Annotated in this window: 24 protein-coding genes; 10 read left to right on the top strand and 14 right to left on the bottom strand. The window is 47.7% G+C overall.

Features of this window, described 5'->3' with window-relative positions:
* Positions 1-24: 24 nt before the first annotated feature.
* The 3 genes from psb34 to HCG48_RS18110 all read right to left on the bottom strand — a co-directional run bounded on the left by psb34 (position 25) and on the right by HCG48_RS18110 (position 2,107).
* Positions 25-195 carry a photosystem II assembly protein Psb34 gene (gene psb34 / locus HCG48_RS18100; RefSeq protein WP_168570401.1) on the bottom strand — a complete coding sequence of 57 codons (171 nt, stop codon included), beginning with the start codon at positions 193-195 and terminating at the stop codon, positions 25-27.
* 237 nt (positions 196-432) lie between these two features.
* A complete protein-coding gene (locus tag HCG48_RS18105) occupies positions 433-1,254 on the bottom strand; it encodes a pentapeptide repeat-containing protein (RefSeq protein ID WP_168570402.1) in 822 nt (273 codons plus the stop codon).
* 61 nt (positions 1,255-1,315) lie between these two features.
* Positions 1,316-2,107 (bottom strand): TspO-related membrane protein, encoded by a 792-nt coding sequence (locus HCG48_RS18110; RefSeq protein WP_210437079.1) that lies wholly within the window; start codon positions 2,105-2,107, stop codon positions 1,316-1,318.
* 185 nt (positions 2,108-2,292) lie between these two features.
* Here HCG48_RS18110 and HCG48_RS18115 point away from each other — a divergent pair, with 185 nt between their 5' ends.
* Positions 2,293-3,762, top strand: coding sequence for a hypothetical protein (locus HCG48_RS18115; RefSeq protein ID WP_168570403.1), 1,470 nt, complete (start codon positions 2,293-2,295; stop codon positions 3,760-3,762).
* Positions 3,763-4,026: 264 nt separating this feature from the next.
* Positions 4,027-4,530, top strand: a complete 504-nt coding sequence (locus HCG48_RS18120; RefSeq protein WP_168570404.1) for a DUF8738 domain-containing protein — start codon at positions 4,027-4,029, stop codon at positions 4,528-4,530.
* A 562-nt stretch (positions 4,531-5,092) separates the two neighbouring features.
* Here HCG48_RS18120 and HCG48_RS18125 read toward each other — a convergent pair.
* The 3 genes from HCG48_RS18125 to HCG48_RS18135 form a co-directional block, all read right to left on the bottom strand.
* Positions 5,093-6,130: an IS630 family transposase gene (locus HCG48_RS18125; RefSeq protein WP_168571816.1), complete on the bottom strand. Its 1,038-nt coding sequence runs from the start codon at positions 6,128-6,130 to the stop codon at positions 5,093-5,095.
* 73 nt (positions 6,131-6,203) lie between these two features.
* Positions 6,204-7,304, bottom strand: coding sequence for an RNA-guided endonuclease InsQ/TnpB family protein (locus HCG48_RS18130; protein WP_210437080.1), 1,101 nt, complete (start codon positions 7,302-7,304; stop codon positions 6,204-6,206).
* A complete protein-coding gene (locus HCG48_RS18135) occupies positions 7,301-7,753 on the bottom strand; it encodes an IS607 family transposase (protein WP_246260113.1) in 453 nt (150 codons plus the stop codon). Before HCG48_RS18135 ends, HCG48_RS18130 begins: the two co-directional genes overlap by 4 nt.
* A gap of 282 nt (positions 7,754-8,035) precedes the next feature.
* Here HCG48_RS18135 and HCG48_RS18140 point away from each other — a divergent pair, with 282 nt between their 5' ends.
* Both HCG48_RS18140 and HCG48_RS18145 read left to right on the top strand, forming a co-directional pair.
* A complete protein-coding gene (locus HCG48_RS18140) occupies positions 8,036-8,284 on the top strand; it encodes a hypothetical protein (RefSeq protein WP_168570406.1) in 249 nt (82 codons plus the stop codon).
* 188 nt (positions 8,285-8,472) lie between these two features.
* Positions 8,473-9,060 (top strand): gamma-glutamylcyclotransferase, encoded by a 588-nt coding sequence (locus HCG48_RS18145; RefSeq protein ID WP_168570407.1) that lies wholly within the window; start codon positions 8,473-8,475, stop codon positions 9,058-9,060.
* A 71-nt stretch (positions 9,061-9,131) separates the two neighbouring features.
* Here the strand turns inward: HCG48_RS18145 and HCG48_RS18150 are convergent, their stop codons facing one another.
* Together HCG48_RS18150 and HCG48_RS18155 are read right to left on the bottom strand one after the other, a co-directional pair.
* Positions 9,132-9,917, bottom strand: a complete 786-nt coding sequence (locus HCG48_RS18150; protein ID WP_168570408.1) for an MBL fold metallo-hydrolase — start codon at positions 9,915-9,917, stop codon at positions 9,132-9,134.
* 298 nt (positions 9,918-10,215) lie between these two features.
* Positions 10,216-11,061 carry a phosphatase PAP2 family protein gene (locus tag HCG48_RS18155; protein WP_246259614.1) on the bottom strand — a complete coding sequence of 282 codons (846 nt, stop codon included), beginning with the start codon at positions 11,059-11,061 and terminating at the stop codon, positions 10,216-10,218.
* A 219-nt stretch (positions 11,062-11,280) separates the two neighbouring features.
* On the opposite strand from HCG48_RS18155, the gene HCG48_RS18160 reads away from it, so the two are divergent.
* The gene (locus tag HCG48_RS18160) at positions 11,281-12,339 is read left to right on the top strand and encodes a M23 family metallopeptidase (protein WP_168570409.1); all 1,059 of its coding nucleotides are present in this window, start codon (positions 11,281-11,283) and stop codon (positions 12,337-12,339) included.
* 44 nt (positions 12,340-12,383) lie between these two features.
* Here HCG48_RS18160 and HCG48_RS18165 read toward each other — a convergent pair whose 3' ends face one another.
* Positions 12,384-13,838 (bottom strand): AAA-like domain-containing protein, encoded by a 1,455-nt coding sequence (locus tag HCG48_RS18165; RefSeq protein ID WP_168570410.1) that lies wholly within the window; start codon positions 13,836-13,838, stop codon positions 12,384-12,386.
* Positions 13,839-13,983: 145 nt separating this feature from the next.
* Positions 13,984-15,354, bottom strand: a complete 1,371-nt coding sequence (locus HCG48_RS18170) for an AAA-like domain-containing protein (protein WP_168570411.1) — start codon at positions 15,352-15,354, stop codon at positions 13,984-13,986.
* A 551-nt stretch (positions 15,355-15,905) separates the two neighbouring features.
* Between HCG48_RS18170 and HCG48_RS18175 the strand changes: the two genes are divergently transcribed.
* From HCG48_RS18175 to HCG48_RS18185, 3 genes are all read left to right on the top strand, one after another.
* Positions 15,906-16,106: a hypothetical protein gene (locus HCG48_RS18175; RefSeq protein WP_168570412.1), complete on the top strand. Its 201-nt coding sequence runs from the start codon at positions 15,906-15,908 to the stop codon at positions 16,104-16,106.
* 330 nt (positions 16,107-16,436) lie between these two features.
* Positions 16,437-16,949: a hypothetical protein gene (locus HCG48_RS18180; protein ID WP_168570413.1), complete on the top strand. Its 513-nt coding sequence runs from the start codon at positions 16,437-16,439 to the stop codon at positions 16,947-16,949.
* A 366-nt stretch (positions 16,950-17,315) separates the two neighbouring features.
* The gene (locus HCG48_RS18185) at positions 17,316-17,975 is read left to right on the top strand and encodes a C39 family peptidase (protein WP_168570414.1); all 660 of its coding nucleotides are present in this window, start codon (positions 17,316-17,318) and stop codon (positions 17,973-17,975) included.
* On the opposite strand, the gene HCG48_RS18190 is transcribed toward HCG48_RS18185, so the two are convergent.
* On the bottom strand, positions 17,895-18,854 hold the full coding sequence (locus tag HCG48_RS18190) for a cytochrome P450 (protein WP_246259616.1): 960 nt from the start codon (positions 18,852-18,854) through the stop codon (positions 17,895-17,897). The two genes, HCG48_RS18185 and HCG48_RS18190, sit on opposite strands and share 81 nt — an antisense overlap.
* A gap of 102 nt (positions 18,855-18,956) precedes the next feature.
* Between HCG48_RS18190 and HCG48_RS18195 the strand changes: the two genes are divergently transcribed.
* A complete protein-coding gene (locus HCG48_RS18195) occupies positions 18,957-20,183 on the top strand; it encodes an RNA-guided endonuclease InsQ/TnpB family protein (RefSeq protein ID WP_168570415.1) in 1,227 nt (408 codons plus the stop codon).
* 1 nt (position 20,184) lies between these two features.
* On the opposite strand, the gene HCG48_RS18200 is transcribed toward HCG48_RS18195, so the two are convergent.
* Positions 20,185-20,655: a cytochrome P450 gene (locus HCG48_RS18200; RefSeq protein WP_168570416.1), complete on the bottom strand. Its 471-nt coding sequence runs from the start codon at positions 20,653-20,655 to the stop codon at positions 20,185-20,187.
* A 272-nt stretch (positions 20,656-20,927) separates the two neighbouring features.
* Between HCG48_RS18200 and HCG48_RS18205 the strand changes: the two genes are divergently transcribed.
* Positions 20,928-23,141 carry a phosphoketolase family protein gene (locus HCG48_RS18205; protein ID WP_168570417.1) on the top strand — a complete coding sequence of 738 codons (2,214 nt, stop codon included), beginning with the start codon at positions 20,928-20,930 and terminating at the stop codon, positions 23,139-23,141.
* A gap of 207 nt (positions 23,142-23,348) precedes the next feature.
* Here HCG48_RS18205 and HCG48_RS26170 read toward each other — a convergent pair whose 3' ends face one another.
* The gene (locus HCG48_RS26170; RefSeq protein WP_246259618.1) at positions 23,349-24,002 is read right to left on the bottom strand and encodes an RNA-guided endonuclease InsQ/TnpB family protein; all 654 of its coding nucleotides are present in this window, start codon (positions 24,000-24,002) and stop codon (positions 23,349-23,351) included.
* Positions 23,956-24,519, bottom strand: coding sequence for an RNA-guided endonuclease InsQ/TnpB family protein (locus tag HCG48_RS26175; protein ID WP_246259620.1), 564 nt, complete (start codon positions 24,517-24,519; stop codon positions 23,956-23,958). Before HCG48_RS26175 ends, HCG48_RS26170 begins: the two co-directional genes overlap by 47 nt.
* Between the last annotated feature and the right edge of the window lie 19 nt (positions 24,520-24,538).

A 24,538-nucleotide genomic window follows, 5' to 3' on the forward strand; every position in this document is an offset into this window, starting at 1 on the left:
GACGGTGATGGTGTGATGCGGTTTCTAGCTGACACCAGCCGCAACTAAGAGCAGCCCGGTAAATAACAGGATGGAGAGGGCGCCTTGGAGCATGTAACGGCGTTGCTGGGCTTGAGAGGGATATTTAGCGTAATACATCTTCGGTTCGGTGGCGTAGTTGTTGAGGATGCCGCGTTCGTCGGTGGTGGTGTACATGAGTAGGAACTCCTTTCGTTTGGCTTGTTGTTAACTAATGTAACGCAATGTAAAGAAATATTACTGTGACTTGACAAGAAAAAACTCGTGATCTTTGTCACGAGGAGGGGAGGGAGTTGAGATTTGAGATTTTAGATTTGAGATTGAGAGGGTGGCGCTTGCGTTCTAAGGAGTGACTCAGTGAAGCGCAAGATGAGTGTTCCAGGGGCTTTTACCTGCCTTTTGCCTTTTGCGCACCTAACTATGAATGGTTCCATCGGGAAGAATGGCACCGCGCAAGTTGGCACCTGTCAGTTTGACCATGATGCGATCGTTGGAGCCGACTTTGGCGCCGCGTAGGTCGGCTCCGCGTAGGTCGGCGCCACTGAGATCGGCACCGATCAAGTTGCACGATCGCAGATTGGCTTTGGTGAGGGTGGCTTGTAGCAAGTTGGCCCGAAATAGGTTGGCGTGTTCTAAGGTAGCGCCCGTGAGGTTGATTTTATGGAGGAAGGCGTCGCTGAGATCGGCGTGGGAGAGGTTGGCATAACTTAAGTTTCTGCCGGATAAGTCTTTTTCTTTAAAGTTGGCGCCGCGAAAGTCGGATCCGGCGAGGTCGGGTTGGGGAGATGGGGGTTTCGGCGGTTCGGAGGGATAGCGATCGCCCGTCGGCGAGGGAGGTTGTTGAGAATAAGGATTGCGCTTGTACGTCGATCGCGCGCTACTTTGCCAAGATTGACTTTGGGACGATCGCGCGTAGTCGGAATAAGGAGGACGGTAGGAATCGCGCGATCGCGCGTAGGTGGAGGACTGGTAAGGCGACTTGTAGTGAGGGCGTTTGGGTGGAGTTGCGTTCGCTTGCGGCGCCGTACCATTACCGAGATAGGCGCGCAATTGTTCGCGAGCTTGATTGAGTTGCTTGAGTTTTTCCTCAGCTTTTTGCCTCAAGCGTTCGTTTTCTTTAGGAATGCGATCGGGATGCCAAATAAATACTAAATCCTTATAAGCTTGATTGATTTCTTCTTTAGACGCCCCCGGATCGAGATCGAGAACTCGATACCATTGCTCTAGATCGCTCATGGGCCACCCTCAATATGGCAGTACCAATGCTGTTTATCGTACTTTTGATCGACGTTGCGTTTCACCTGGCCTGAGAACGCTGCTGGATATCCCATAATAAAATAAGGGCGAGGGCGATCGCCTCCCCCAACGCCGTCGCGACAATGGCAAGGCGATCGCCGTGACGCACGGCAATGGCGACGAACGCCCAGATAAACACCGCGTTAAAGGCCAGATCTCCCCGTTGTAAGCCGACGATCGCGGCGATCGCCCCGGCGATCGCTAACATTAAAATCGTCCACAGTTCCCCACTCAGACCGAACCCGCCCCAGTTTATATAATCTAGGGTACTGGCAATATTAACAATTGTCGCTACGCTAATCCAGCCTAAATAAATCGAGATCGGAACATCGACCCACCACCTCTGTCGCCGGGAGTGGGGAACGCGACCGATTCCCAACTGTAGATACAGGACGATTAACGACCCTAAAATCCCCAACATCGCCACGACGGAAAGGGCAAACGAACCTAATTGAAACAAAAATACCCAAACGATCTGCGACAAACTGGCTACAACCATCCAATATCCTCCCCGTCGCAAGCGCGGATCGGCTTGCTGTTGGGGCAGAGCTTGATAGATGGCAAAACTAATTAACCCGAGGTAAATCACTCCCCAAATAGCGAAGGCATAATTGGCAGGAATAATCAATACATCTCTAAATACACTGTTAGAAATGTCGCCAATACTTTGACCTTTTAATGGGACGATATTCGATAAAACATTAATTGTAAAAGCAGCTAAAATCGCGGCTGCCGTTGCCCAAGTGCGGGCGCGATCGCCGCCAGTCACGGCAATATTATTCGTTTCACTCATTTCTTTTACTCCAAAATCAACGTCAATCTCGCTCGCGATCGGGTACAGAAGAAAATTTTCAATTTCAAAATCTAGGTTTATCAAAACCTTAAAAACATGATTTCCATCTTATCAAAAACTTTAAATTGCCGTGATAGCATCAATTTATATTCATTTTATCGAGCCGCGAACCTTCCTAAGCATTTATGAAAAAAGGGCTTTATTTAATTTCCTCGATCGCCGCCGCCGCCGTCGCCCTTGCCGGATGTTCGATTTTTAATCAATCCACTCCCGTTGCCGCATCTTTTGCCTTACCCGAAAGCGCCAAAAGCGAACCGTGGCCCGTCCAAAGTGGCTTAAAAGTGCAGGTCGTGCGCGATCGCATTCCCACAGTCGATCGCGTCGTTCTCGTTCCCGACGAAGCCACCTTTTTACAAGCCATTTCCGAATGGAGTTTGCAAGGACGCTGGCCGATTTTAATCGAAGACGACACCTACACGCCGATGTTTTTGCGGCGCTTTCAAGCGGCGGAAGTCATTCACCTGGAAGCCACGGGCGATCGCCTCCCGGAAGATCCCCAACGACGCCGCCAAGCCTTGCGCCAAGCGGTGGCGACGGCTTGGGAAGCTGCCGACCCGGAATCCTTACCCCAACAATGGCAAGCGATCGGGTGGGAACCGCCAGGAGTGGCGATCGCCTCCGAGACAGACCCAGCTTGGCCTGCCGCCGTTGCCTTAGCCGCCGATCGCGGTCAACCCCTCGTCTTTCTCGACGGCGATTTCGGCACCGCTAACGACCAACTGACCCCCGATCGCTGGCAAGCCTTAAACGCTGAAATTGAACAAAAAGTCGAAGAAGCGGGCTATCCCTACAAAGACCTCGGCGACGCGATCGATACCGTAGTGCTGGCGCGCGAACTCGCCGTCAAATACCAACCCAGCGCCGAGGAAGCCGAACCCCGGGCCGTGACCGACGGTTTGGGACGCCACCGCAACGGCGAACGCTGGGCGGTTTTCGGCTGGATCTACGGTTCCGCCGCGCGATCGCTCTATCAAGCCATGTCCTCGATCTTCCTCGATTCCGAAAATGCCCTCCTTTACGACAGTTATCGCAAGGAAGGGACTTGGCTGGAATACGAAATGACCGATGCAGCAGCGCAACTGCATAATTTTGGCCTCAACGTGACTTTAGTCGAACGGCCCGAGTCTACCTTGGAAAAGTGGCAGCAATTGAGTGCGGACGATTGGAATTTCGATTTAGTTTGGGTCAATTCCCTCGGCGGACACGATACCTTTTCCGTCGGACGAGGCGAAGCCTCGGTCGATGATATTCCTACTCTACAAGTTCCGGCGGCGGTTCACTTCATTCACAGTTGGTCTACGGTTCGACCCGACGATCTCAATACGGTGGCGGGTCGCTGGTTGCAGAACGGCGCTTACGTGTATGTCGGTAGCGTTCACGAACCCTATTTATCGGCGTTTATTCCCCCAAAATTATTAGTGCGGCGGGTGTTGCGATCGTCGCCGTTGGCGATCGCCGCCCGTCAGTTAGAATCCGATCCGTGGAAAATTACGATTTTCGGCGATCCGTTGATGCGAATTACCCCACCGAGAACGCGGATCTCTGCTCGGGAGTTTGCCAAGTTGCAAGCACTCGGACAAGAAAGCGCGAAGTGAATCCAATTCTGTTGGCTGTTTGAATTTTAGGCAGTAACAGAGGCGATCGCGGGCCATTGCCCAAAATCGATTGTTACAATCCCGGAAGGAAAAACCATCATTTGGAAGTAGCGATCTGTGGAACTTAACAGCACGGTGGGTCTGTCGTCATAGTTATCCTTCGATCCGTTCGAGGAAGGAGCGAAATCCCGCTTTCTATTGCCTGCCGATCGCGCGATCTCCTCCCCAAGACCTTGCTGCTCTCCTCAACCCTGGAGAACTGCGATGAAACAACAATCCGATCGCCCAACCCCCCCAAAACAACCGCGTCCTCTCATTCTCGCCCTGATGTTAACCGGGGTGCTATTTTGGGATGCAAATTTTAACAATACCAATAGCGCACGGGCCAGTCCCGACCCGATCCGCATTGCCCGCAAATTGGTTAAAAATACGAGTACGATTCTCAAATATTACAAAGAAGTGATTCATCTGGATCTGGCGGTCGGCGAGGCTGTTTTTGCCGATCTGTCCCAGAAAACCGGATTGCCGCCGGAACAATTCGAGATTACCGATCGCCAAAAACGAGTATGGCCCGATCGCTGTTTGGGACTCGGGAGTAATCCGTCCCTTTGTCCGTCGGAAGCGGTAGAAGGATGGCGTCTGGAAATTTCCCATCGTTGGATTTATCGCACGGATCTGCTCGGACGGGCGATCGCCCTGGAAAATCCCGAAGCGTCGCAGCCCTCTCCCAAAACGGGCTACGCCGAAGAGAAAGATGGGGCGAAATAGCCGATCGCATTCAAAAATTACCGAAATCACTGTAAATTTAGGGGAGAACAGAGGTAAAAATATATACTTTCCCTCTTCGATCTCCACTGTTGCCACGGCGATCGGGCGATCGCCCCAGCCGTTTAAAATCTAAAAATCTAAAAATCTAAACTCTAAACTCTAAACTCTAAAATATATTCGATCGCAGGAGGATTTTGTTATGCCATTCGCCAAACCCTGCTCGATCGACGTCAGTGCGATCCTCGTCAGCGTTGCAGGGTTATCTTTGGCAGGATGTCAAATTCTTAATTCTTCAGCCGATAATAGTTAACCAAAATATAGTCAGATATAAACAAGACATGGATTCTATTTCAAAAATCCCCTTCATTTTGGCTTCGAGAGATTAATTCTCCTTGGGTGAACTACGCACCTCTCTATCCCATAGCCCATAAAGGCATTTGGGAATGCTTTTCTTAAGATATTATAGGAGCCTAAGATATCCGCTTGACACAATAATCCTGTATCAGTCCGGTAAAGACCTCTTTTAATTCTTTTTCCCGTAAACTTAGGAACTTTAGCAATCCTAAGTCATTTGTGGCAAAAATCCATAAGAATATAGCTTAGGGAAATCAAAAACTTGGCCATCAGCAAATATCTTGAATAGCTCTTTAACTCTTTTAAATGAATCACATAAAAAATAAAATGTTCTCAAGAAATTTTTAGTTTGCAGCCAAATATCTTCAACTGGATTTTGCTCGGGAGCATTCGGAGCAAACTTCGTACAAGTAATCAACCATTCATCTTCTTCTAAGCCTTCATTTAGCTCTTTTAAAAAATCTCGAAATTGTTGAGAGTCGTGATACCTGGCACCATCCCAAAAAATGGCTAATTTTTGTCCCGGTCTTTGTTCTCGTAAGTATTGTATAAACTGAATGGTATTGTCGGTATCGGCTTTCGGGTATTCTTGAAGAATAAATTCATGAGTTTGGTAATCTAAAGCGCCATAATAACTTTGGCGACTTTTTTGGTTTTTAATGGGAATTTCGACTCTTATATCTTTTCTTCCCCAAACAAAACCCAAGACGTCTCCCCAAAGAAGATGACATTCATCAATCATAAACACAGCAAGCTTTCCAGCTTTGATATCCTCTTCCCAGTCCTTAAGCTTCTTTTGAATTTCTTCTTCTTTTTTTTTGACTAGCTTTTCATCTTTGGCTGGATTCTTTTTTTGCGACTTTTTCCAGCTCATGCCAGCCGCTTTCAGCAAGTCATAATAACTTTGATTTGAAGAATAAATCACGTTGTATTCTTGCTGCAAATATCGTTTTAAGTCAGACAATCTCAAATACTCTTGTTGTCTTATCCATGAAGTGATTTGTGTTTTTTCTTCCGGTTTTAGATAGCCTTTACTTCCTTTGTATTGAAGATTCAAACTCTCAACACCCTCAAAAATTGCTTTATTTTTCCATTGACTAACGAAGCTCGAAGAAACATTTAATATTTCTTCAATTTTCTTAGAGGGTTGACCAGATAATTTCATTTTGGCTGCCAATGCTCTCTTCATTTCTTTGGTATTTGTGGTATTTTCAATGAAATTATCTAGCTCGTCTATGATATTCATGAGGTCTGTCTGATATTGAGAATCTTCCGTGTATATTATAACAAAAAAAGCTTCCATGAATCATTTAGGACTGCTATTTTACCGTTTCTCCATAAACCGGAAGCGGATCTAAGTTGAAAAAGTTCGACTGACTCGTATAACTCTCTTCAGTTAGAACCACTTTAATCCCTACTAATTGACATTTATAGGTCAACATTTCAATCAGACGGTTGAAAGGAATTCCCACAAAGTTTTGGTTGTTAACTTTCCCCATCTTGGCATTTTGTTTCCACCCCTCATTTTTGCCAATGACTAAAGTAGTAATATTTTTATCAAGCAGTAGATTGACCAGATAACGGCTGGCTCGATGGAGATAGTTCTCCACTTTTTGATTTCGGCATCGAGTCAGACGCTGGATTCTCTTAGAGGTGGGTCGATTTCCTTTTAATTGGGATTGGAGAAAGGCTTTTCGTTTATTGTAGAATTGATTCAGGCTTTTTAAGGGTCTGCCATTTATCAACAGAGGAACAAAGTCCGGTTGATTAGAAGTTACAGCCATTAAAACATCTACACCTAAATCCACACTAGCGACCCATTCATTGGATTTCAATGTTTGTTCTATTTCTTCATAAATGACCTCAATGATATAACAATCGCATCGAGGAACGATTCTCACCTCCACTACTTTTTCGGCTACAGAAGTCTCCAACTCTATTTGGGTTTTTGAGCATTTGATTTTACCTTTTTTTAAAGCCACTTTACTTAGAGCCTGTTTCACGTACACCAATAAGTGACGACCTTTCTGACTGTTTTTATATTTGGGGATTTTCGGGTTGACTAAAAACTTCTCCTTGTTGACTTTGTAGGCTTGATTGGCGGCAAAAAAGGATTGCCAGTTTTTGTCTAATCCTCGTAACACCTGTTGAGAGACTTTAGCTGGTAAAGCGCGATATTGCTCCGTCTTCTGCATTAATTTATCCATCCGGTTATAGTTTAAGTAACCATGACCATAAATAAAGTTTTGACGGATTAGATAATTAGCCGCATTGTAGAGATTTTTGGAATGCCATGATAACTCATCGATCTCATCCCAAAACCTATGACCTTTTTTGATTATATGTCTTTCGACTAATTTCACTAGCGTTCCTTTAATTCGGCAATAATTTTTTCGGTTTTCCGTTTCGAGCGTCTTCATCCATAAAGACGAGAACAGAATGAAGTAATGATAGCAATTAAATCTTCCATCAATTCATCTTGTCGATCCTCGCTATGATTGACAATCTCAACGGTTTTTCCCCTCTCTTTTAACCGGATCTCAAGGTAATTTGTCCCCAACCTCGCCAAACGGTCTTTATGCTCCACTATCAATATATCGTAATGGGAATCGGTTAAAACCTTAGCCAATTTTGGACGATTATCATTTAAACCACTGCCAATTTCTTTGACGACTTTATAAATTTGATAGCCTCTGGCAATAGCATAATCTTTTAACCGTTCCGCTTGTCGCTCAAGGTGATCTTTATTTTCTGCACTAGAGACTCTGGCATAAATACAGGCCATTCTCTCGGTTTTCTTCTTCCCTTCTTCGGTAATGATAATTGTTCCCGAAGTTGATAGCCCGTTAGATGACTTTTTTGCCACCATCTCCACGCCGTTTGATAACTCACCCCGGCTTTTTTGGCATAGTCTGAGAGTTTCATGGTTATATCTTAACAGGAATGACTATACTTGACTATGTATTTAGTTAAACTTTACAATACTGAAATCCGCGATTTTTGCGGCTTCAGTCCTTCTAAACTTACTCAAATTTTTATTTGAGCATAAAAACTGAGTAATTTCAAAAAACTTTAGGGAGAAATTTAAACCCTGTTTTTAACCCTCCTCTACGTCAATCGTCCCCGCCGTCGGGATTCCGGTGAGGTCGGTTTGGCTAAAGTTTATGCTTTCAATCTGGAAACGGGCGATCGCCAATTGGTGTTTGCAGAAACGGAAACGGAACGACTCGCGGCGCCGCGCCCGGATTTTTCGGAAACGAGCGATCGCCTCGTCCTCGGGATTGACGACGCCGGAGGTCAGCCGAGCTTATTCGTTTACAATTTAGCGGATCGAACGGGACAGCGCGTCCATTTGCCTCCCGGTAAGCGCCTGCTGGCGACGGAACGCCGTTTGGAATAGGCGGGCGATCGCCTCGTGGTTCCCCTCGAAGATCGTGGCGATCGCCGCTTGAGTACCCTGTCGATCGACCTCGGCGACTCGTGATTTTAAAGATTTTATTAATCTACGGTTTATCGGTCGGGATTGTGTTGTATTCTTTGAACTATCCTGTTACAATCCTGTTCGTTAGATAACACGACTCAGCCGTTATGAAGGTTCACGCCGGACAGTTTCACGCTCTGCGGACTCAACAGACTCACCGCGATTCGCATTTGGGCACTTTACGCGCCGTTGCGAATCCGGAACCGACATTTTTATACTTTGCTTACGGGTCGTGCATGTGTCCGGTAGATTTGAAGCGATCGCTCGGCGAGAGAACCCACGCTTACGCGATCGGTCCGGCGACCTTGAAAGGTTATCGTCTGGCGTTCTACGCTTATTCCTCGTTGAGAAATTGCGGCGTTCTCGATGTGGTCAAAGACCCGAATGCTGCCGTGGAAGGGGTGCTTTACCAGTTACCCTGGCGGTTGAGCGATCGCCTCGACGAACGCGAGATCGGTTATCATCACGAAACCGTAGAGGTGCGATCGCAGGGTAAAATCTACCCAAATGTGAGAACTTATACGGCGATCGACAAACTCCCCACCGAACTCGCCCCCAACGACTGGTATTTTAACGTCGTCCTGCGCGGTGCCATTACCTGCGGACTGCCGGAACAGTATTGCTGGCGGCTGTTCGACCACATGCACCAATTGCAACAACGCCAGTTACAGCCTTGGGAACGGCGATCGGCGTGAGGGAATTTTTTTAGATTCTAGATTCTAGATTATACATTAAGAGTGAAGGGACATTTTTCTCACTACACCTCTCACGCAGCATTGGTTCGGCGATCGGCCAGAGGAATTTCGACGCGCGCACCGGGTTTAACTTCGATTAACTGAGTGGAAAGCTCATTTTTTGCCAACATCGAGCGAAAATCTTCCGCACTCCCACTGGCGCGCAACGCCGCATTTAACATTCCCTCAAATACCACGTCGCCTCCCGCCGCCGTCGGTAACATCACCTGCGGTCGCAGCCAACGCGCCACGTCCAACGCCGTTTGTTTGCCTTGAATAATCGGGCCGAGAATCGGTAACGTTAAATCGACGATCGGGGTAATCGCCACATCGACCGGGGCGATCTCTTTCAACGACGGCGACGGATAGCCGTGGGGTTCGTAATACAAACTCGTCCCCGTTTCTAAATCTCTGAGAACGTAAGCATTTTCTGTTAACAGTGGACCGATGGGCGCCCCGGGAAAGGCTTGAATTTCTAATCGAGCGTCCAGATTGAAGGTTTGAGAGTGGGGCAGTTCGCGCACCTGCTCGAATCCGAGATCGCGCGCTACTCGCGCCCCATTGACCGAAGCGACCACCGGGAGGGCGCGATCGAGCAGTTTGAGGGTTGGAGGATGGGCGTGATCTTCTAATCCTTGGGAGAGTAAAATTAAATCGATATTTTCTGGAATCGGGCGATCGCCGCCGTGGCGTTCTCCTTTAAATAACCACGGTAAATTACCGAAGACCAACGGACCGACCAACCAAGGATCGAGGAGTATCCGCTTTCCCGCTAGTTCGATCAGCCAGGAATTACTATCAAACCAAGTTAAATGCATCGAATGTGTTGAGGATAACGCCTCACCCTATTTTAAAAGCCGATCGCCCTACTTCTATCGCGAGGTTGAGAAGATCCCGGGATTTCAGAGACTGTTTATCAAGAAAATACCAAAAAATTATGTAGGGGTTTGGTTGCCAAACCCTAGAGAAGTGGGGGTTTGGCAACCAAACCCCTACAGGGCAACATAGAAACGCTCAGAGAGTTGGGGTAAGCCGATGGCTGCCCTGTGTCGTTTGATGCTGCGGCGATGGCTTCTTCGCAAACCGGGCTGTTAATGTTTATTTTATAAACAGTCTCTAAAAGTTCAACTCCTGCGAATTCGCTTTAGCGCTGCGATAGATCCGCCAAACTTGTAAGCTGAGGATGCAGGTCACCAGCCAAACGATGCCCGCCGTATATCCTGCAATCACGTCCGTGGGCCAGTGAACGCCTAAATAGAGCCGACTCAGACCGATCGCGCCGACTAGAATCATCGTCAATACGGCGATCGCGAGGCGCCACTTGGGAAAGCGAGTCGCCATCAAATAACCGAGAATACCGTACATGACCAGGGAAACCATCGCATGACCGCTCGGAAAACTGTAGTAACCGACATCGACGATGCGATCCCACAAGGCAGGTCGGCTGCGGCTGAAAATACCTTTGAGAATGTAATTTAACAGTGCGGATCCTCCGGCGGCGATCGCGATCGTCGTCGCCTCGGCCCGTCGTCCTTGCTTCCACAAGATCCCCCCAAACAGCAAGCATAAACTAATAATCGAGATCGGTTCCCCGAGAAAGGTAATTCCGGTCATGATTTGGTCGAGGAGGGGACTGTGTAAATTTTTGAGCGCGAGTAAAATTTGGGTGTCTAAGGTCGTTGTTTCTTGTTCGAGAACTTCATCGGCAATTTCGGCAAATAGCCAAATTGAGAAAGCGGCAGCACACAATCCGAGCAGGCGAATGGTTGAAAGTAAGGAGAGTAGTTTGGATCTCATTAGGATGGAAAAATTAACGTATGTAGCAAAGTCAATTAAAGCTTGACTGACAACAATCGCCCCCCATTGTTCGATCGCCCCCGATCGATGTTTTATTTTATCCGAACGGCGATCGGCTTTTCTCCTGACCGAGTTTTTCTCGCTTAATTTTTCAAGAACGCTCACTTGAAAACTCGGTTTTAAAAAGTACTTTGTATTTTTAAAAATAATGCCTTTGTTTTTCTAAAACGACTAAGATCGTGCGAACTTAATTTCTGAGAAAATACTAAAATAGACAAAAAAAATACGATGTTTCTTGGGCGATCGCCCGTCATTTTACGAAACCGCGATCGCCTCTTTTGCGTCTGAGATTATATTGCAACTCCCACAAATTCTACGATCGCCATGCACCGCAAATATTTAATCCCCTTTCTGCTGACCTTGATGCTGGTGAGCATTCCCAGTTATTTGCGTTCGGAACAAAACCTCGATCCCGAACCGCAAAAAATCGAACAAACAGGGGCGATCGCGACCAACTTTAGGGACAATCCCCGCTTTGCACAGCCGATTGATTGCACCCTCGGCGAAGATTGCTTTATTCTACTCTATCCCGATCGCGACCCCGGCCCGCAAGCCGTCGATTTCGGCTGCGGACGCCAAACCTACGACGGACATAAAGGCACCGATTTCGGCATTGCCGACGAAGTGACGATGGCGCAAGGGGTCAACGTCCTCGCTGCCGCGCCGGGAACGGTTTTGCGCGCCCGCGATGGGGTGGGCGATCGCCGCATTACCGACCCCGAACAGCGCGAACAAGTCGAAGGCATCGAATGCGGCAACGGTCTGGTCATCGACCATGGCGGCGGATGGGAAACCCAATACTGTCACCTCCGTCAAGGGAGTCTCGCCGTCGAGTCGGGCACCGAAGTTAAAACCGGGACGATCTTAGGTCAAGTCGGCACCTCCGGCGCCGCCTCCTTCCCCCACGTCCATCTCAGTGTCCGCTACAACGGTGAAGTGGTCGATCCCTTTGTCGGCCCCAATGCCGGATCCGGTTGCCAAGTCGATCGCGAACCGATTTGGGCCGAATCTTGGGAGTACACCCCCACCGGACCGATCCGCGCCGGATTTTCTACGCAAGGCCCGACGATGGACGATTTGTGGGACGGTAAATTTAGAGAAACGACCTTTTCTGAAGAGATTCCCGCGTTGTTATTTTGGGTGCAAACCTACGGCGTTCTCGCCGGCGATGTCGGTCACTTCAAGTTAACCGGACCCGATGGCAAAGTTTATGCGGAACACGAACAGGCGATCGAACAACCCAGCAAAACCTGGATGGGTTATGTCGGCAAGCGCAACACGGAAGAACGCCCGATTTTGCCGGGGGTCTGGCGCGGCGAATATCGGCTGAGTCGAGGCGATCGCACGTTATTTGAAATGAACCGCGAGGTAGAAGTGAGGTAAAGCCAGGTAGAGTGTGTTGATTTAGCCGGTTTTTGATTAGATGTTTAATTTTGGCTTTTTATTTTATTCTTTTCTTTGATTTTTTGGGCTTGTTGTTGAATTATTTCTTCTTGCTGCCTAATAGTTTGCTCTTGCTGTTTAAGTTTGATTGAATTTTCTTTAATGAATTTAATAACCTGCAATTTGTCTATTTCATTTTTAGCTAAAATTAATTGTTGACTTTCAATCAAAAATTCAAAATCTTTTTCCGATAAAAATTTATCTTTTGCCCACTGTAACGCTGTTTCTAATTCTTCTCCTTGAAGAAGATGTGAAGTATCTTCTTCTCCTGACTCTTGCCAAGCTTGAAAAGCATCGTTATAAGGACGTTGTTCAGCTAATTGTGTTTTGACCCAGTTGAGATCGAAGATAATTTCATAAATTCGATTCGCGATCGCCAATTTTCCATCTTGTTTGATGACCGCCCCCGATAATCGTAATTGCCGCTGTTCTACACTTTCATCATCAGCATTTACAGAAGCTTGAAAAATCTTTTGATAAGTTCCTAAGCGGCGATTAAGATGATAATCTGGAAATAAAAGCCGATCGCGAATCGTTTTTAGGTGTTCCGGCACATCTTGAGATTCCCAATTATCAATAATTTTGGTTTGTACCAGGTTTTCTACTTGTGCGGCTTCACTGCCTGCCGCAATAAATTCTCCTGAATCGACAATAATTTTACAAATTTTTTGGGTTAAAAAGGGTTTGCCTGCCGTCCAGTTTAAGATTTCTTCCAGAACGCGATCGGGATTTTGGCAAGTTTCCGTGAGACCAGCGGCTAAGGGTTGGGCTTCGGTTAAGGTAAATCCTGATAGTTGGATGGCTGTGCCAATATTAAAGGGGGTGCTAGTGGTGTCTGATTTGTCTTCTTTGTCTTTGAGTAAATCATAGGGAGTTGTCACTCCTAATAAGACAAACGTGAGACAGGGAGTTGATGAGCGATTTCGGCATTCATTATGGCAAGACCGCATAATTTCAAAAAAATCATTCACGGAAAAATCGAGAGAAAGGGTGCTGTCGATTTCATCAAGAAAAATTACCGTATTGCTGGTGATATGTTCCAGTAAAACATCTTCAATAAAGATGCTGAAGCGAGTGGCGGTATTTAAGCGATCGTGTTCATCCCACCAAGTAAAAATATCTACTTTATCCTCAAGATCGGGATGTTGACTAATTTCGTATAAAATTCCCAGATAAAACTCATCAGGGGTAATATCTTTGTTAACCTGCAAAGACATATCGATGTCGATACAGGTAAATCCTTCTGCTTCTAATTTTTGGATGGTGTGGATACGTAAACTGGATTTGCCCATTTGTCGGGCATTAAATATGTAGCAAAATTCTCCAGATTTTAATCCTTGATAAAGTTCGGTGTCGGCTTTTCGAGTCACATAGCTGGTTGCTTGTGTGGGTACGGCGCCGCCCACATGATAGTAATTGGGTTTGATGGGTGAGTTCATGGGTGATGTTTGGGTGAGTCTTGATGAAATTCTTTGTGTTCTTTGTGACGAAAGTGGTTAGCAAAATCGTGGGATAATTTACCACAAAGACACGAAGAACACGAAGGAACGAACGTGCTTCACGATGCTGAAAGAATACTCCCGATCACAAATGGGTGCCGAAATATTTTCGGTATAGTTGGTAACGCACCTCAACTTTATCCCCTTCTTGCTGTTTCGTTAACCCCATAGAGTTGAGTTGATAAGCTAACGTTGGCTTTAAAGAAATGCTGCTCTCAGATTCAACCACCTGTTTCATGGCTGCGGCGAGATCGGGCTTTGCTTCTAACTTCGATAAGTGACGGCGGAGGTGATCGCTATAGACTCCGGCTTCAGTGGGGGCATCTGTTAACAATAAAACTAAATCACTAGGATTTTCATTTTTATCGGCATTGTTATCAGCATTCTTCTCGGTATTTTTATTTTTCTCAGCGAGATGATATAACGCTACCCGCACTAAGTAAGGATGTCCCCCCACCATGTTCATTAACTTCTCAATGTCGGATAGTTTCAGTTGATGGAGTTCGGCTAACTCTTGCACTTGTTCGCGGTTAAACTCGGACAACTCCACAGGTAAGCCGACATTAAATGGAGATTGATTGATATTGATGGGGATATAGACTTCGGTGGAGTGAGTCAAAATTAATCGCAGTTTTTGCCAGGTCGGAGAATTCTTTCCTTTTTCATGCCATGCTCGCAACAGTCCCAAAAAGTCTTCGGCAATGTCTTGATACTCGAAAATGCGATCGACTTCATCCAAAGCCAAAACGATCGGAGTCGGGGATTTCTTTAAAATATGCTGTTCAAAGTAACGGAAACAGTTCATTTTACTGCCTAAAGAAGGCTTCCAAGTGTTTTCGATCTCGTCGTCCTCTTGGTCTAACTCCAATACCACATAAGTACAAAACCACTTGAAAAATCGATCCAGGTTGGTGAGGACGTTTTTATCGATGATTTGAAAGTCCACCGTAGCAATTTGACAGCCTTGCTGTTTAGCGCGATCGACAATTCGCGCCATCAAGGAGGTTTTGCCCATTTGCTTGGGGGCTTTGATCCGGATCAGCGCACCGGGCTGCATGATGGTCTCGTAACAGCGCTGTTCGATCGGGGGACGTTCTATATATAAAGGAGAATTTAACCCGACTTGTCCCTGGGGTGGTTCAAGGACTGACCATTCAGAGGATTCAGAGGTGTCAGTGTCAGAGGATGAACTGATGTCCGGGGAACTATAGTCCTCTTTTTTCAGGTCAAGATCGAAACCAGCAAACAAATCTCGAATTTTGCTTAAGTCAGTGGGGCGCCCTTGGCGAATCTTCGAGACGGTATCGGTACTGATTCCACCAGGCACCTGTGCTGCAATATCGTCATTGGTGGCTTTTTGGTTATATTCGTCTTGCCATGCTTCGATCGCCTCGTTGAGTTTATTGCGTCCAGAGACGGTTAAGACTTTGCCTCGTTGCCGCTTACCTGCTGTCATTGCTGTTCACTCCCTTCTACGATCGGTTTATCCCTACGATCTAGATTACCCCTACAGCAACAGGATGGGGCGATGGGGAAGTTAAGGCAGTTAACTTCTGGCCAAAAATTTTTCTATCTCCCTAATCGTCGCCACGGGGTCAAAAAAATCCAGATACATTAGAACCATGCACAACAAACAAGTGCATACAACAATACCGATTAAACGGATTAAACAGTAGATTTACATTCACATAGGAGGCCACTAATGTCAAACAATTCTGATTCTTCATCCGCACAATCTTGTAATACGAAAAGAGCGAAAGCTTGTGCAAAAGGTGCTGTAACTGGTGGCATCACTGGTGGTTTAACAGGTGGTCCGGCTGGAGCGGCAACTGGAGCTGTAAGAGGTTGCGTAATCAGAGCGGCAATCGAACCGTGTGATTTGAGCTAATCCGCTTTTCCTGTAGGTGGGCATTGCCCACCCAGGTTGAATCTAAGCTTACTTCAGTAACACCATTAAAAATTAGTATTTTCATTAAAAAATAGAAGCAATAAGGAGGACAACCAATTATGAGTAATGTCGTTAAAGCCGCAGGTAGCGCAGTAACAGTTGCAGGTTCGGCAGCCGCTGCTGGTGTAACATGGCCTGTTGTTGCTGCTTTTGGAATTGGTACGCTAGGAGTTTTAGGGCTTGCTGCTATCGTGAGCGGTCGTGATATGGAAGCAAATTATGAAAATGGTGATACTAAGATTGGTATAAAGATTTTTTAAGCCTGTTGCTACGGCCAGAGGAAACGGTTGGATATAAAAAATAAGCGATTTTAGATCCAGCCGTTTATTCGGGCTAAATGATGAGGCGATCGGTTTATCCCTACGATTTAGATTACCCCTACAGCAGCAGGATGGGGCGATGGGGTAGTTAAGGAACTTTAGTCTTTAGTCAATCCTAGTCAAAAAAGTTGATTGCGCCTAGAATTATTATCATGCAACGATTTCAGAGATTCTTCCTTAAATCCAGAGGATCAATTTTTTATTTAATCTAAATTAGAACTATGCACAACAAACAAGTGCAGTGGAACAAGTTTAAAAGGTGTAAACATTATGGCATTCTTCGAGCGACAGGATAATTTGAATCATTTGAATTCTTTAAGCAACTGGTTCGATCTGATTTTTCGGGAAATTGCTGTGGTGCAAACCCAGATTAACCAGAAAAATGGATTTTGGATTTTCCAGCGGCATATTTATTCTCAAGAAGAGTTATTGAAGTCCCCCATTTTGAATAAAATCGATGCAATGACTCAGAACATTGGTTACAACCTACAGTCTTGGGCGCAATATGGTAAGTTACACAAGGAGACTCAGGAGTTTTATATAAAAAAACGAGATGAGGTATCCTCAAAACTGGAGAAAACTCATGAGATGATAGCTCAACGACAACCAACTTGGTGGGAACAGTCTGGAGCTTTTTTTCTGGGTGCTACTCAGCATATTCTTGAAAATTTGCCCCTAATGATTGAGCTTATATCAATTACCAGACGTCGATTTCCAGGACTTGGAAAGCAGCTACTCTCAGGCATGAAGTCTGTGAACAAGTTACTGCCTGGAAGCAAATAAACAAAAGTATATTCCTCCTCTAGGAATCTACTTTTGTCCAGCTTTTTGACTAAACGACGCGATCGCACTCTGATATCCCGAACAGAAACCCGGTTTCTGAGTTGCTTGGACTCAGTATTTTATAAATCAGATAGCAGATAGCGATCTTTTTAATTGCTTCAGATTTCCCCATCACTAGCTGATGGAGTAGAGATTGTTTGTGGATTCCCGCCTGCGCGGGAATGACAGTTTCACAATTACAGGACTTACGCATCACCTCTATATCTGGTAGGGGTGATTCGCGAATCACCCCTACATTTAGGGTTGTATAGGAGAATTTGCGTAAGTCCTGAATTACAGAAAAGAAAACTCCAAGAAAAAACGCTTATGTCTATCAACGAACTCAAACAAAGAATCCAAACCGAACCCGGATGGAAACACTTACCCCTCGATCGCATCCAAAAAGCCCTGCAACTTCCACCGCAAGCAGAAAGTTGGTCTTGTGGCCCAAATTCCGGTTATCGTGCCCTCATTCTCAACGGCGACAAAAGTTCAGAAAATGGCTTACGCAGTTTCATCAATAACTGTCCAAAATCAATTGGCGCACCACAAACCACGGGAGGTAAAGTTGTAGACTTTCTTGTGACAGGTGGACGCTTTACTTCAGCGGCTAAAGTGGCTAATAAAGTGGCGAATCAATTCGATCGCTCCATCGATGTCGGCCCCGATCCTTCTTCCCTTGCCAAGTATATCAACAAACATAGCAAATCAAAGGTTAAACGTTACATCGGGGAAAATTGGTCAGACTTTTGGACACAACTTTGCCGAGACATCGATCGCACCGACCCGGCAATTATTCTCGTAGAGAAAGGCACAACATCTCTGCACTATATTAATCTCATCGGCTACAATCCCAAAAATGAAACCGTCGCCATCCTAGATACGGACAATGCGATCGAATTTTGGTCAAAAAGCAAGTTTAAGAATCAGGCCAAAATTACCGTGTCCTACATCCGGGGTACATGGAATGCCGTGAGGTTTTATTGATAGAACGTGCCAGAGAGCAATCCCCCCTTTCGGCGCCAGCAACACCCCGCGCCGTTGGGGAACGACCGGATCTTGTTCGGCGATTTCGAGTTCCCAGCGAGACAAAATTGTTGCTAACACTAGCTTCATCTCGTAGTTCGCTAATGCCAGACCGATACAGCGACGGCTTCCCCCGCCAAAGGGGATGAACTCGTAAGGGGAAAATTGACGCTCTAAAAAGCGTTTGGGTTTGAATAAATGCGGTTCCGGGTAAAGATCTTGGCGCTGGTGAGTGAGATAGACGCAACCGAGGACAACCGTTCCCGGTTCTAAGGTTTGTCCTCCCAGTTCGACGGGACGTTCGACCACACGCGGAAACGTTAACATCGCCGGGGAGCCGATCCGCAAGCTTTCTTGGGCCACGGCGGCGAGGTAAGGTAAGCGGAAAATCTCCATCGGATCGGGGTTTTCGCCGAGTCCGTCGAGTTCGGCGAGCAGTTTTTGGCGCACGTCCGGACATTGGTGGATCCAGTATAATGCCCAGGCTAAAGCGGTGGCGGTGGTTTCGTATCCGGCAAACAGAAGGGTGACTAATTCGTCGCGCAATTCGGTATCGCTCAACCCTTCGCCGTTCTCGTCGCGGGTGGAGAGTAAAAGGTTGAGAATATCGACGCGATCGCTGTCAAAATGGGTACGGCGATCGCGGATTAAGTCGTAGATGGCCTCGTCCATGTGCCGTTGTTTTTGCATAATCCGACCCCACGGACTCCACGGTCCCCAGTCTTTCTGCAAAAAGCGTAAGAACAGAAAAATGGCTCCGAAGGGATTGGCACTGGTCATTTCGATGCGATCGACCAAACGGCGTTTCAGTTCTTCGAGGCGCGTACCTTCATTTAACAATGGGAGCGGGAATTCCCCGATTCTACCGAAGGTGAATCGTGGGATGAAAGCGACTCTTCGGCAAATCAGTTATAATCCGATCATCTGGCTATATCGGCGATAATGTTCAAGGCGTACAAATACCGCATCTATCCAACCCCCGAGCAACAAGCGACTTTAGCCAAGAGCTTTGGTTGCTGTCGTTGGTATTGGAACTATGCGTTAAATTTGTGCCAAGAGACTTATCGATCGACCGGAAAAGGTCTATCAAGGGGTTATCTTCAGGGATTATTACCTACCCTCAAAAAGGAATACCCTTGGCTCAAAAAAGATGTCTATTCCCAATGCTTGCAAGTCGTGGCGTTGAACTTATCAACCGCTTATCGAAACTTCTTTGAGAAACGGGCAAAATTACCCCGATTCAAATCCAAGCAGGGAAGGCAATCTATCAGTTATCCTCAAAATGTTAAGTTTGAGGGAAATTACATCAAACTGCCTAAAGTTGGGTTAGTGCGTTGTCGTCAGCATCGAAGTTTTGAGGGAAAAATCAAAACTGTAACCCTCTCCAAAAATCCAGATGGTAAATATTATGCTTCAGTTTTGGTAGAGGGTAAAAAAGAACCTCCCCTTCTCTCAACTGAAGGAAAAGCAATTGGCATTGATTTAGGGCTGACCGATTTTGCGATTACCAGTGAGGGGTCGAAATATAATAATCCCAAGCATTTTGATAAACACGCGCGAAACCTAAAAAGAAAACAGCAAAAACACGCTCGAAAAAGGAAAGGCAGCAACAACCGCAATAAATCGCGGGTAAAAGTTGCCAAGATTCACGCCAAAATAAGTCGCTGTCGTGAAGATTTTCTCCACAAGCTATCCCGTAAGATAGTGAACGAAAACCAAGTGATTGTGGTCGAATCCCCCCTAACCCCCCTTAATAAGGGGGGAACTAAAGGGGGGATAGGTATGGTTCGCCATCACCAACTCGCCAAAGCGATTAGTGATGTCGGTTGGGGGATGTTTTGTACGATGTTAAAGTACAAGGCCGAATCAGAAGGAAAAGTTGATCTAGAAGTCGATCGATTTTTTCCTTCCTCTAAAACCTGCCATGTATGCCTCAATCAAATCAAAAGCCTGTCTCTTGATGTGAGGAGCTGGACTTGCGAACATTGCCAAACCCATCATGACAGGGATATCAATGCCGCCATCAATCTCAAAAATGAAGGCTTACGGATATTAGAGTTAGGAACTCGCTCTACTGCCCTTGGAGGGGATGTAAGACGATGTGGTAGAACTTCAGTTCTATCTAGCGCAGTCCCCAGTGAAGAGGGAAGCCGCTATTGTAATCTTTGATTCAATAGCGGTAGTTCACGCCAAACACGACTTGCAAAATGACATCTAAGGTGATGTCTTGCATGAGATCCCGGGCAAGAAAAGCGGTATTCTGATTCCAAGAATAGGTAATTTTATCGGCAATGTTGGCGATCGTCTCTCCATAATTTCGCATTCGTTCGCCGTGGAAAGGAGGCATCAGTAATTTACGGCGCTTTTTGTGGCGATCGCCCCCCAATAAAATGACCGAATTGTCTCCAAGTAAAGGACGGACAATATCGTTGACTTCTCCGGGGGCGCCGATTTCAGGCGCGGCGAGCATTGTTTCTAAATCTTTGGGATTGCTCACCATCACAAAGGTTCTCGCACCGAAGCGCGCGGTAAACAAATCACCGTAATTGTTAACAGATTTGTGTAAGTATCCCAACGGATCGCCAATCCATTGAAAAAGCTGAATCCAGGGAGACTCTTTCGGACCTGCAGGCAGTGGCATAATTGTAAATTCTTATCGTTGTTTAAAGTTTAAACAATGATTGAGGCGTTTAGAGTTTAGAGTTTAGGGTTTAGATTTTAGATTGACCGATTGGGCGTTGGAATATCGCTGAGATTGTGGATTTCACTCGTGCAAGATCCGATCGCATCGGGGGTGGACAACCGACCCGCACTCCTGAATTGCTGCTTACTAAAACAACCCTCAAGTTGCATAAGTTCTAAAATAATTGTTAAATCGATCTAGTAGTAAACTCAATCCGGTGGAGAACACGCATGACCCCAACCAGCCCAGTTGCTCCCGCAAAAGCGCCCGATTTTTGCGAAGGCATTCAATATTTTGGCGAGCTGTGGCCGGAGTTTGCCAGCCACGGTAAAGAAGCGGCGATCGCCCCCGGAAAAACCGCGATCGTCTCCCCTTCCGATCCGTCTGCCGTCTTCCAAACCCTCCTCGCCGCCGACGCCCTGCGTTACCTCACCCTGCAAGTCACTGCCAGTAAAGCATCTGGGCATCCCGGCGGGTTTGCCAGTATTGCCGAGGCGATCGCCTCCTTAGTCATGCTCGGCCACAAAAACATCCTCACCGAAGTCGGACACCACGCCCCCGGCTTCTACAGCAGCATGTTCCTCGATCGCTCCCTCGAAGACATGGGCATCCATACCGTGCAGCAAATGCGCGAAAGGTTCCGCGAACACCAAGGACTGCTCGGCCACCTCTCCGGCCAAATTCCCGGACTGCTCAACCCCGCCGGACCCCTCGGACAAGGGCAACACTTCGCCATGTCCGGCGCCCTTCTCCACCGCGATACCCTCTTCCCCGTCACCATCGGCGATGGCGGCATCGGCGAACCCTACGTCATGAGCAGCATGGCGCACTTCCACACCGCCTATCCCGACGTCACCAACTTCCTCCCCATCCTCGTCTGGAACGGCTATTCCCAAGAACACCACAGCATGGTGTCAACCAAACCCAACGAGGAAATGATCGAATATTGGGAAGGCAACGGCTTCCAAGAAGTCATCCTCGTCAACGCCAAAGACTTCGACGACACCAACCAAAGCGGCGATTACGTCGATAGCACCGCCTTCTCCCTCAAACAGCGTCTCGCCTTTACCCAAGCCGTCCTCGAAGCCACCGACAAAGCCGCCAAATCCGCCCTCAGTGGCAAATTGACCGTTTTAATCGTCAAACAACTCAAAGGCGCGGGCGTCCACGATCGCGGCGCCAAATCTCACAACCTCTACGGCTACCACACCCTCGATAACGAGGCGATCGTCAGCGCCCTCCAAGAACGCGCCCTCCCCGCCGAAGGGTGGCAACTAGTTCGCACCAACTTCGAGCGCGCTGCAGGCGGTCCGGCGTCCCACCACGTCGTCACCGAAAAAGAACGCCCCCTCCCCGAACTCGGTGCGCTTCCTTTAAACGAATACCCCGTCCACGGCGAAAAACAAGTCGCCACCACCGCAATGGGAGAATTAATCGCCCACGTCGGCCAAAAAGACCCTCAATTCATCCTCACCAACGCCGACGGGAACGCCGCCTCGGGGATTAACAACGTCAACCAAGCCCTCAAAATCGTCCATCCTACCCCTGACGACCTCTACTTCCAAGGGCCTCAAGGGCAAGTTTACGAACCCTTGAGCGAGGACGCCTGCGCCGGACTCGCCGCCGGATTGGCCTTATTCGGCGCCCGTACCTTGTGGTGTTCCTACGAATCATTCGCCATCAACGGCTTGCCGATTTGGCAGACCGTCACCCAAGCGATGGCCGAACTGCGCCGCCCCACCCCCTCCACGATTACCCTCTTTACCGCAGGGGCACTCGAACAAGGGCGCAACGGCTGGACTCACCAACGTCCGGAAATTGAAAACTATTTCGCCGCAATGATGCGAAATGGCAATATCTTCCCCTTATTCCCCACCGACGCCAACAGCATACAAGTGTGCTACGACTGGGCGCTGACGACGAAAAATAAAGGGGTTACAATTACCGCGAGTAAGTCGCCATTGCCGATTCGCACCACCTTCGAGCAAACGAAACAAGCCCTCAAAGATGGCGGCGTCGTCATCCACGAAAGCGAAGGCAAACAAAAAGTCGTGTTTGCCGTGATTGGCGACATGACCTTAATTCCCGTCTTCGATGCCGCAGTGCGCCTCGAAGACGAAGGCATCGGCGTGCGGATTGTCTCCGTAGTCAGCCCCCGCCGCCTCTACCGTCCCGACGATACCGCCTGGGAGAGCTGCGCTCAACCGGACAGTCACTTCCTCGACGATGCAGGTTTCGATCGCCTCTTCGGCGGCGATGCCTTAATCGGGGTTACCGGGGGTTCCTCGGCAATGCTCGAACCGTTGATGTTGCGTTCTACACTCAAGCGCGATCTGTTCGCCTGGAAGCGCGGCGAAACCGCATCTAGTGCAGGTCAAATCATGGCCCTCAACGGATTGACCGCCGAAGCCTTATCGACCCGCGCCGAACAATTACTCGCCTAGCGTTCGTGGCTTCATGCCAATACTCCGTAGGGACACAGTACTGCTGTGTCCTTTCCTATGTTTCGAGACTTTGGTGACATCCTCCCGACGCTGAATCAAAGATTACAGCGCGGGCTTCCCAACCTCACGATTGGGTATTCGGGCCCCACGCCACTTATCTAGGTCATAGACCCCCGACAGACCGACTTGACAGGCTGTTTCCTTTCGTCAGAGTCCCTGGCTACTGACTTGTTCGAGTCCACGACGCAAAACCATCTCTGCTGCAGCATGGTCACGATGAGTCCGATACCCACACTCAGGACAATGATGCTCTCTGACTTCCAACCCTTTGCTCACCGTAGCAAAGCAGGATGGACAGACTTGACTGGTACCGTTGGGGTTGACTTTAGCAAAGTAGACCCCACGCTTCCAGCAAACCCATTCCGTCAGAGACAGGAATTGTCCGAAGGCAGCATCTACACAATCTTTTCGCAACATCCCTCGGGTCAAGCCTTTGACGTTGAGGTCTTCTACAAAGATGGTTTGCGCCCGGTCGCAAAGCTGATGAGCCGTCTTCAGATGGAAATCTTTACGACGATTGGCAATGCGATGGTGCATTCTAGCCACTTGGATTTGCGCCTTCTCCCAGTTTTGAGAACCCTTTTGTTTTCGTGCTGCTCTGCGTTGCAGCAATTTCAGCTTGCGTTGCATCGACTTGAAAAACTTAGGGCGTTCTTGGAAAGAGCGATCGGAAGCGGTCAAGAATCGCTCCAATCCCAGGTCAATCCCAATCGCCCGACCGTGAACCGGGACATCGGGAACCGATATATCCGATTCAATGGTGACGACGACATACCATTGTGTACCCCGTACCCTGGACAATACCCGCACCTGTATCCCCCCAACCCCCCTTTGAAAGGGGGGCGAAGGGGGGATGCAGGTTGATGGGTACTTCCCCGATCTTTGGCAATTTGATTGTGAAGCCATTGATGGAATTGTTCTTGAATTGGGGAAACACAAAGGATTTGAACTGACCGAACTTTTTGAAACGAGGGAATCCATGTCCCCGTTTCACAAATGCTTCCCAGGTATCGTGCAGTCTGCGAATCGTGGTCTGCAACACCTGAGAATGTACCTTACCCAGATGCGGGAATTGCTTCTTCGCTTTAGGCAGGTTGTTCTGCTGACGATGGTAGGACGGAAATGGTTCATCGGCGGGAATGATGTATTCCTTTTCCAGCGAGCATCGGTCTACCGAACACTTACGCGAAGCAATCCAGTCTTTGAGTTCGCGCAACGCGTAGTTATATACGCCTCTGCACGTCTCAAGCCACGATCGCAGTTCAGCCTCTTGGGTGGCGTCTGGATCGATTCGGTAGGTGTAGTTCATGGTCAGCATGACTATAATTTATCACAGG

Source organism: Oxynema aestuarii AP17, assembly GCF_012295525.1.
Lineage (GTDB): Bacteria > Cyanobacteriota > Cyanobacteriia > Cyanobacteriales > Laspinemataceae > Oxynema > Oxynema aestuarii.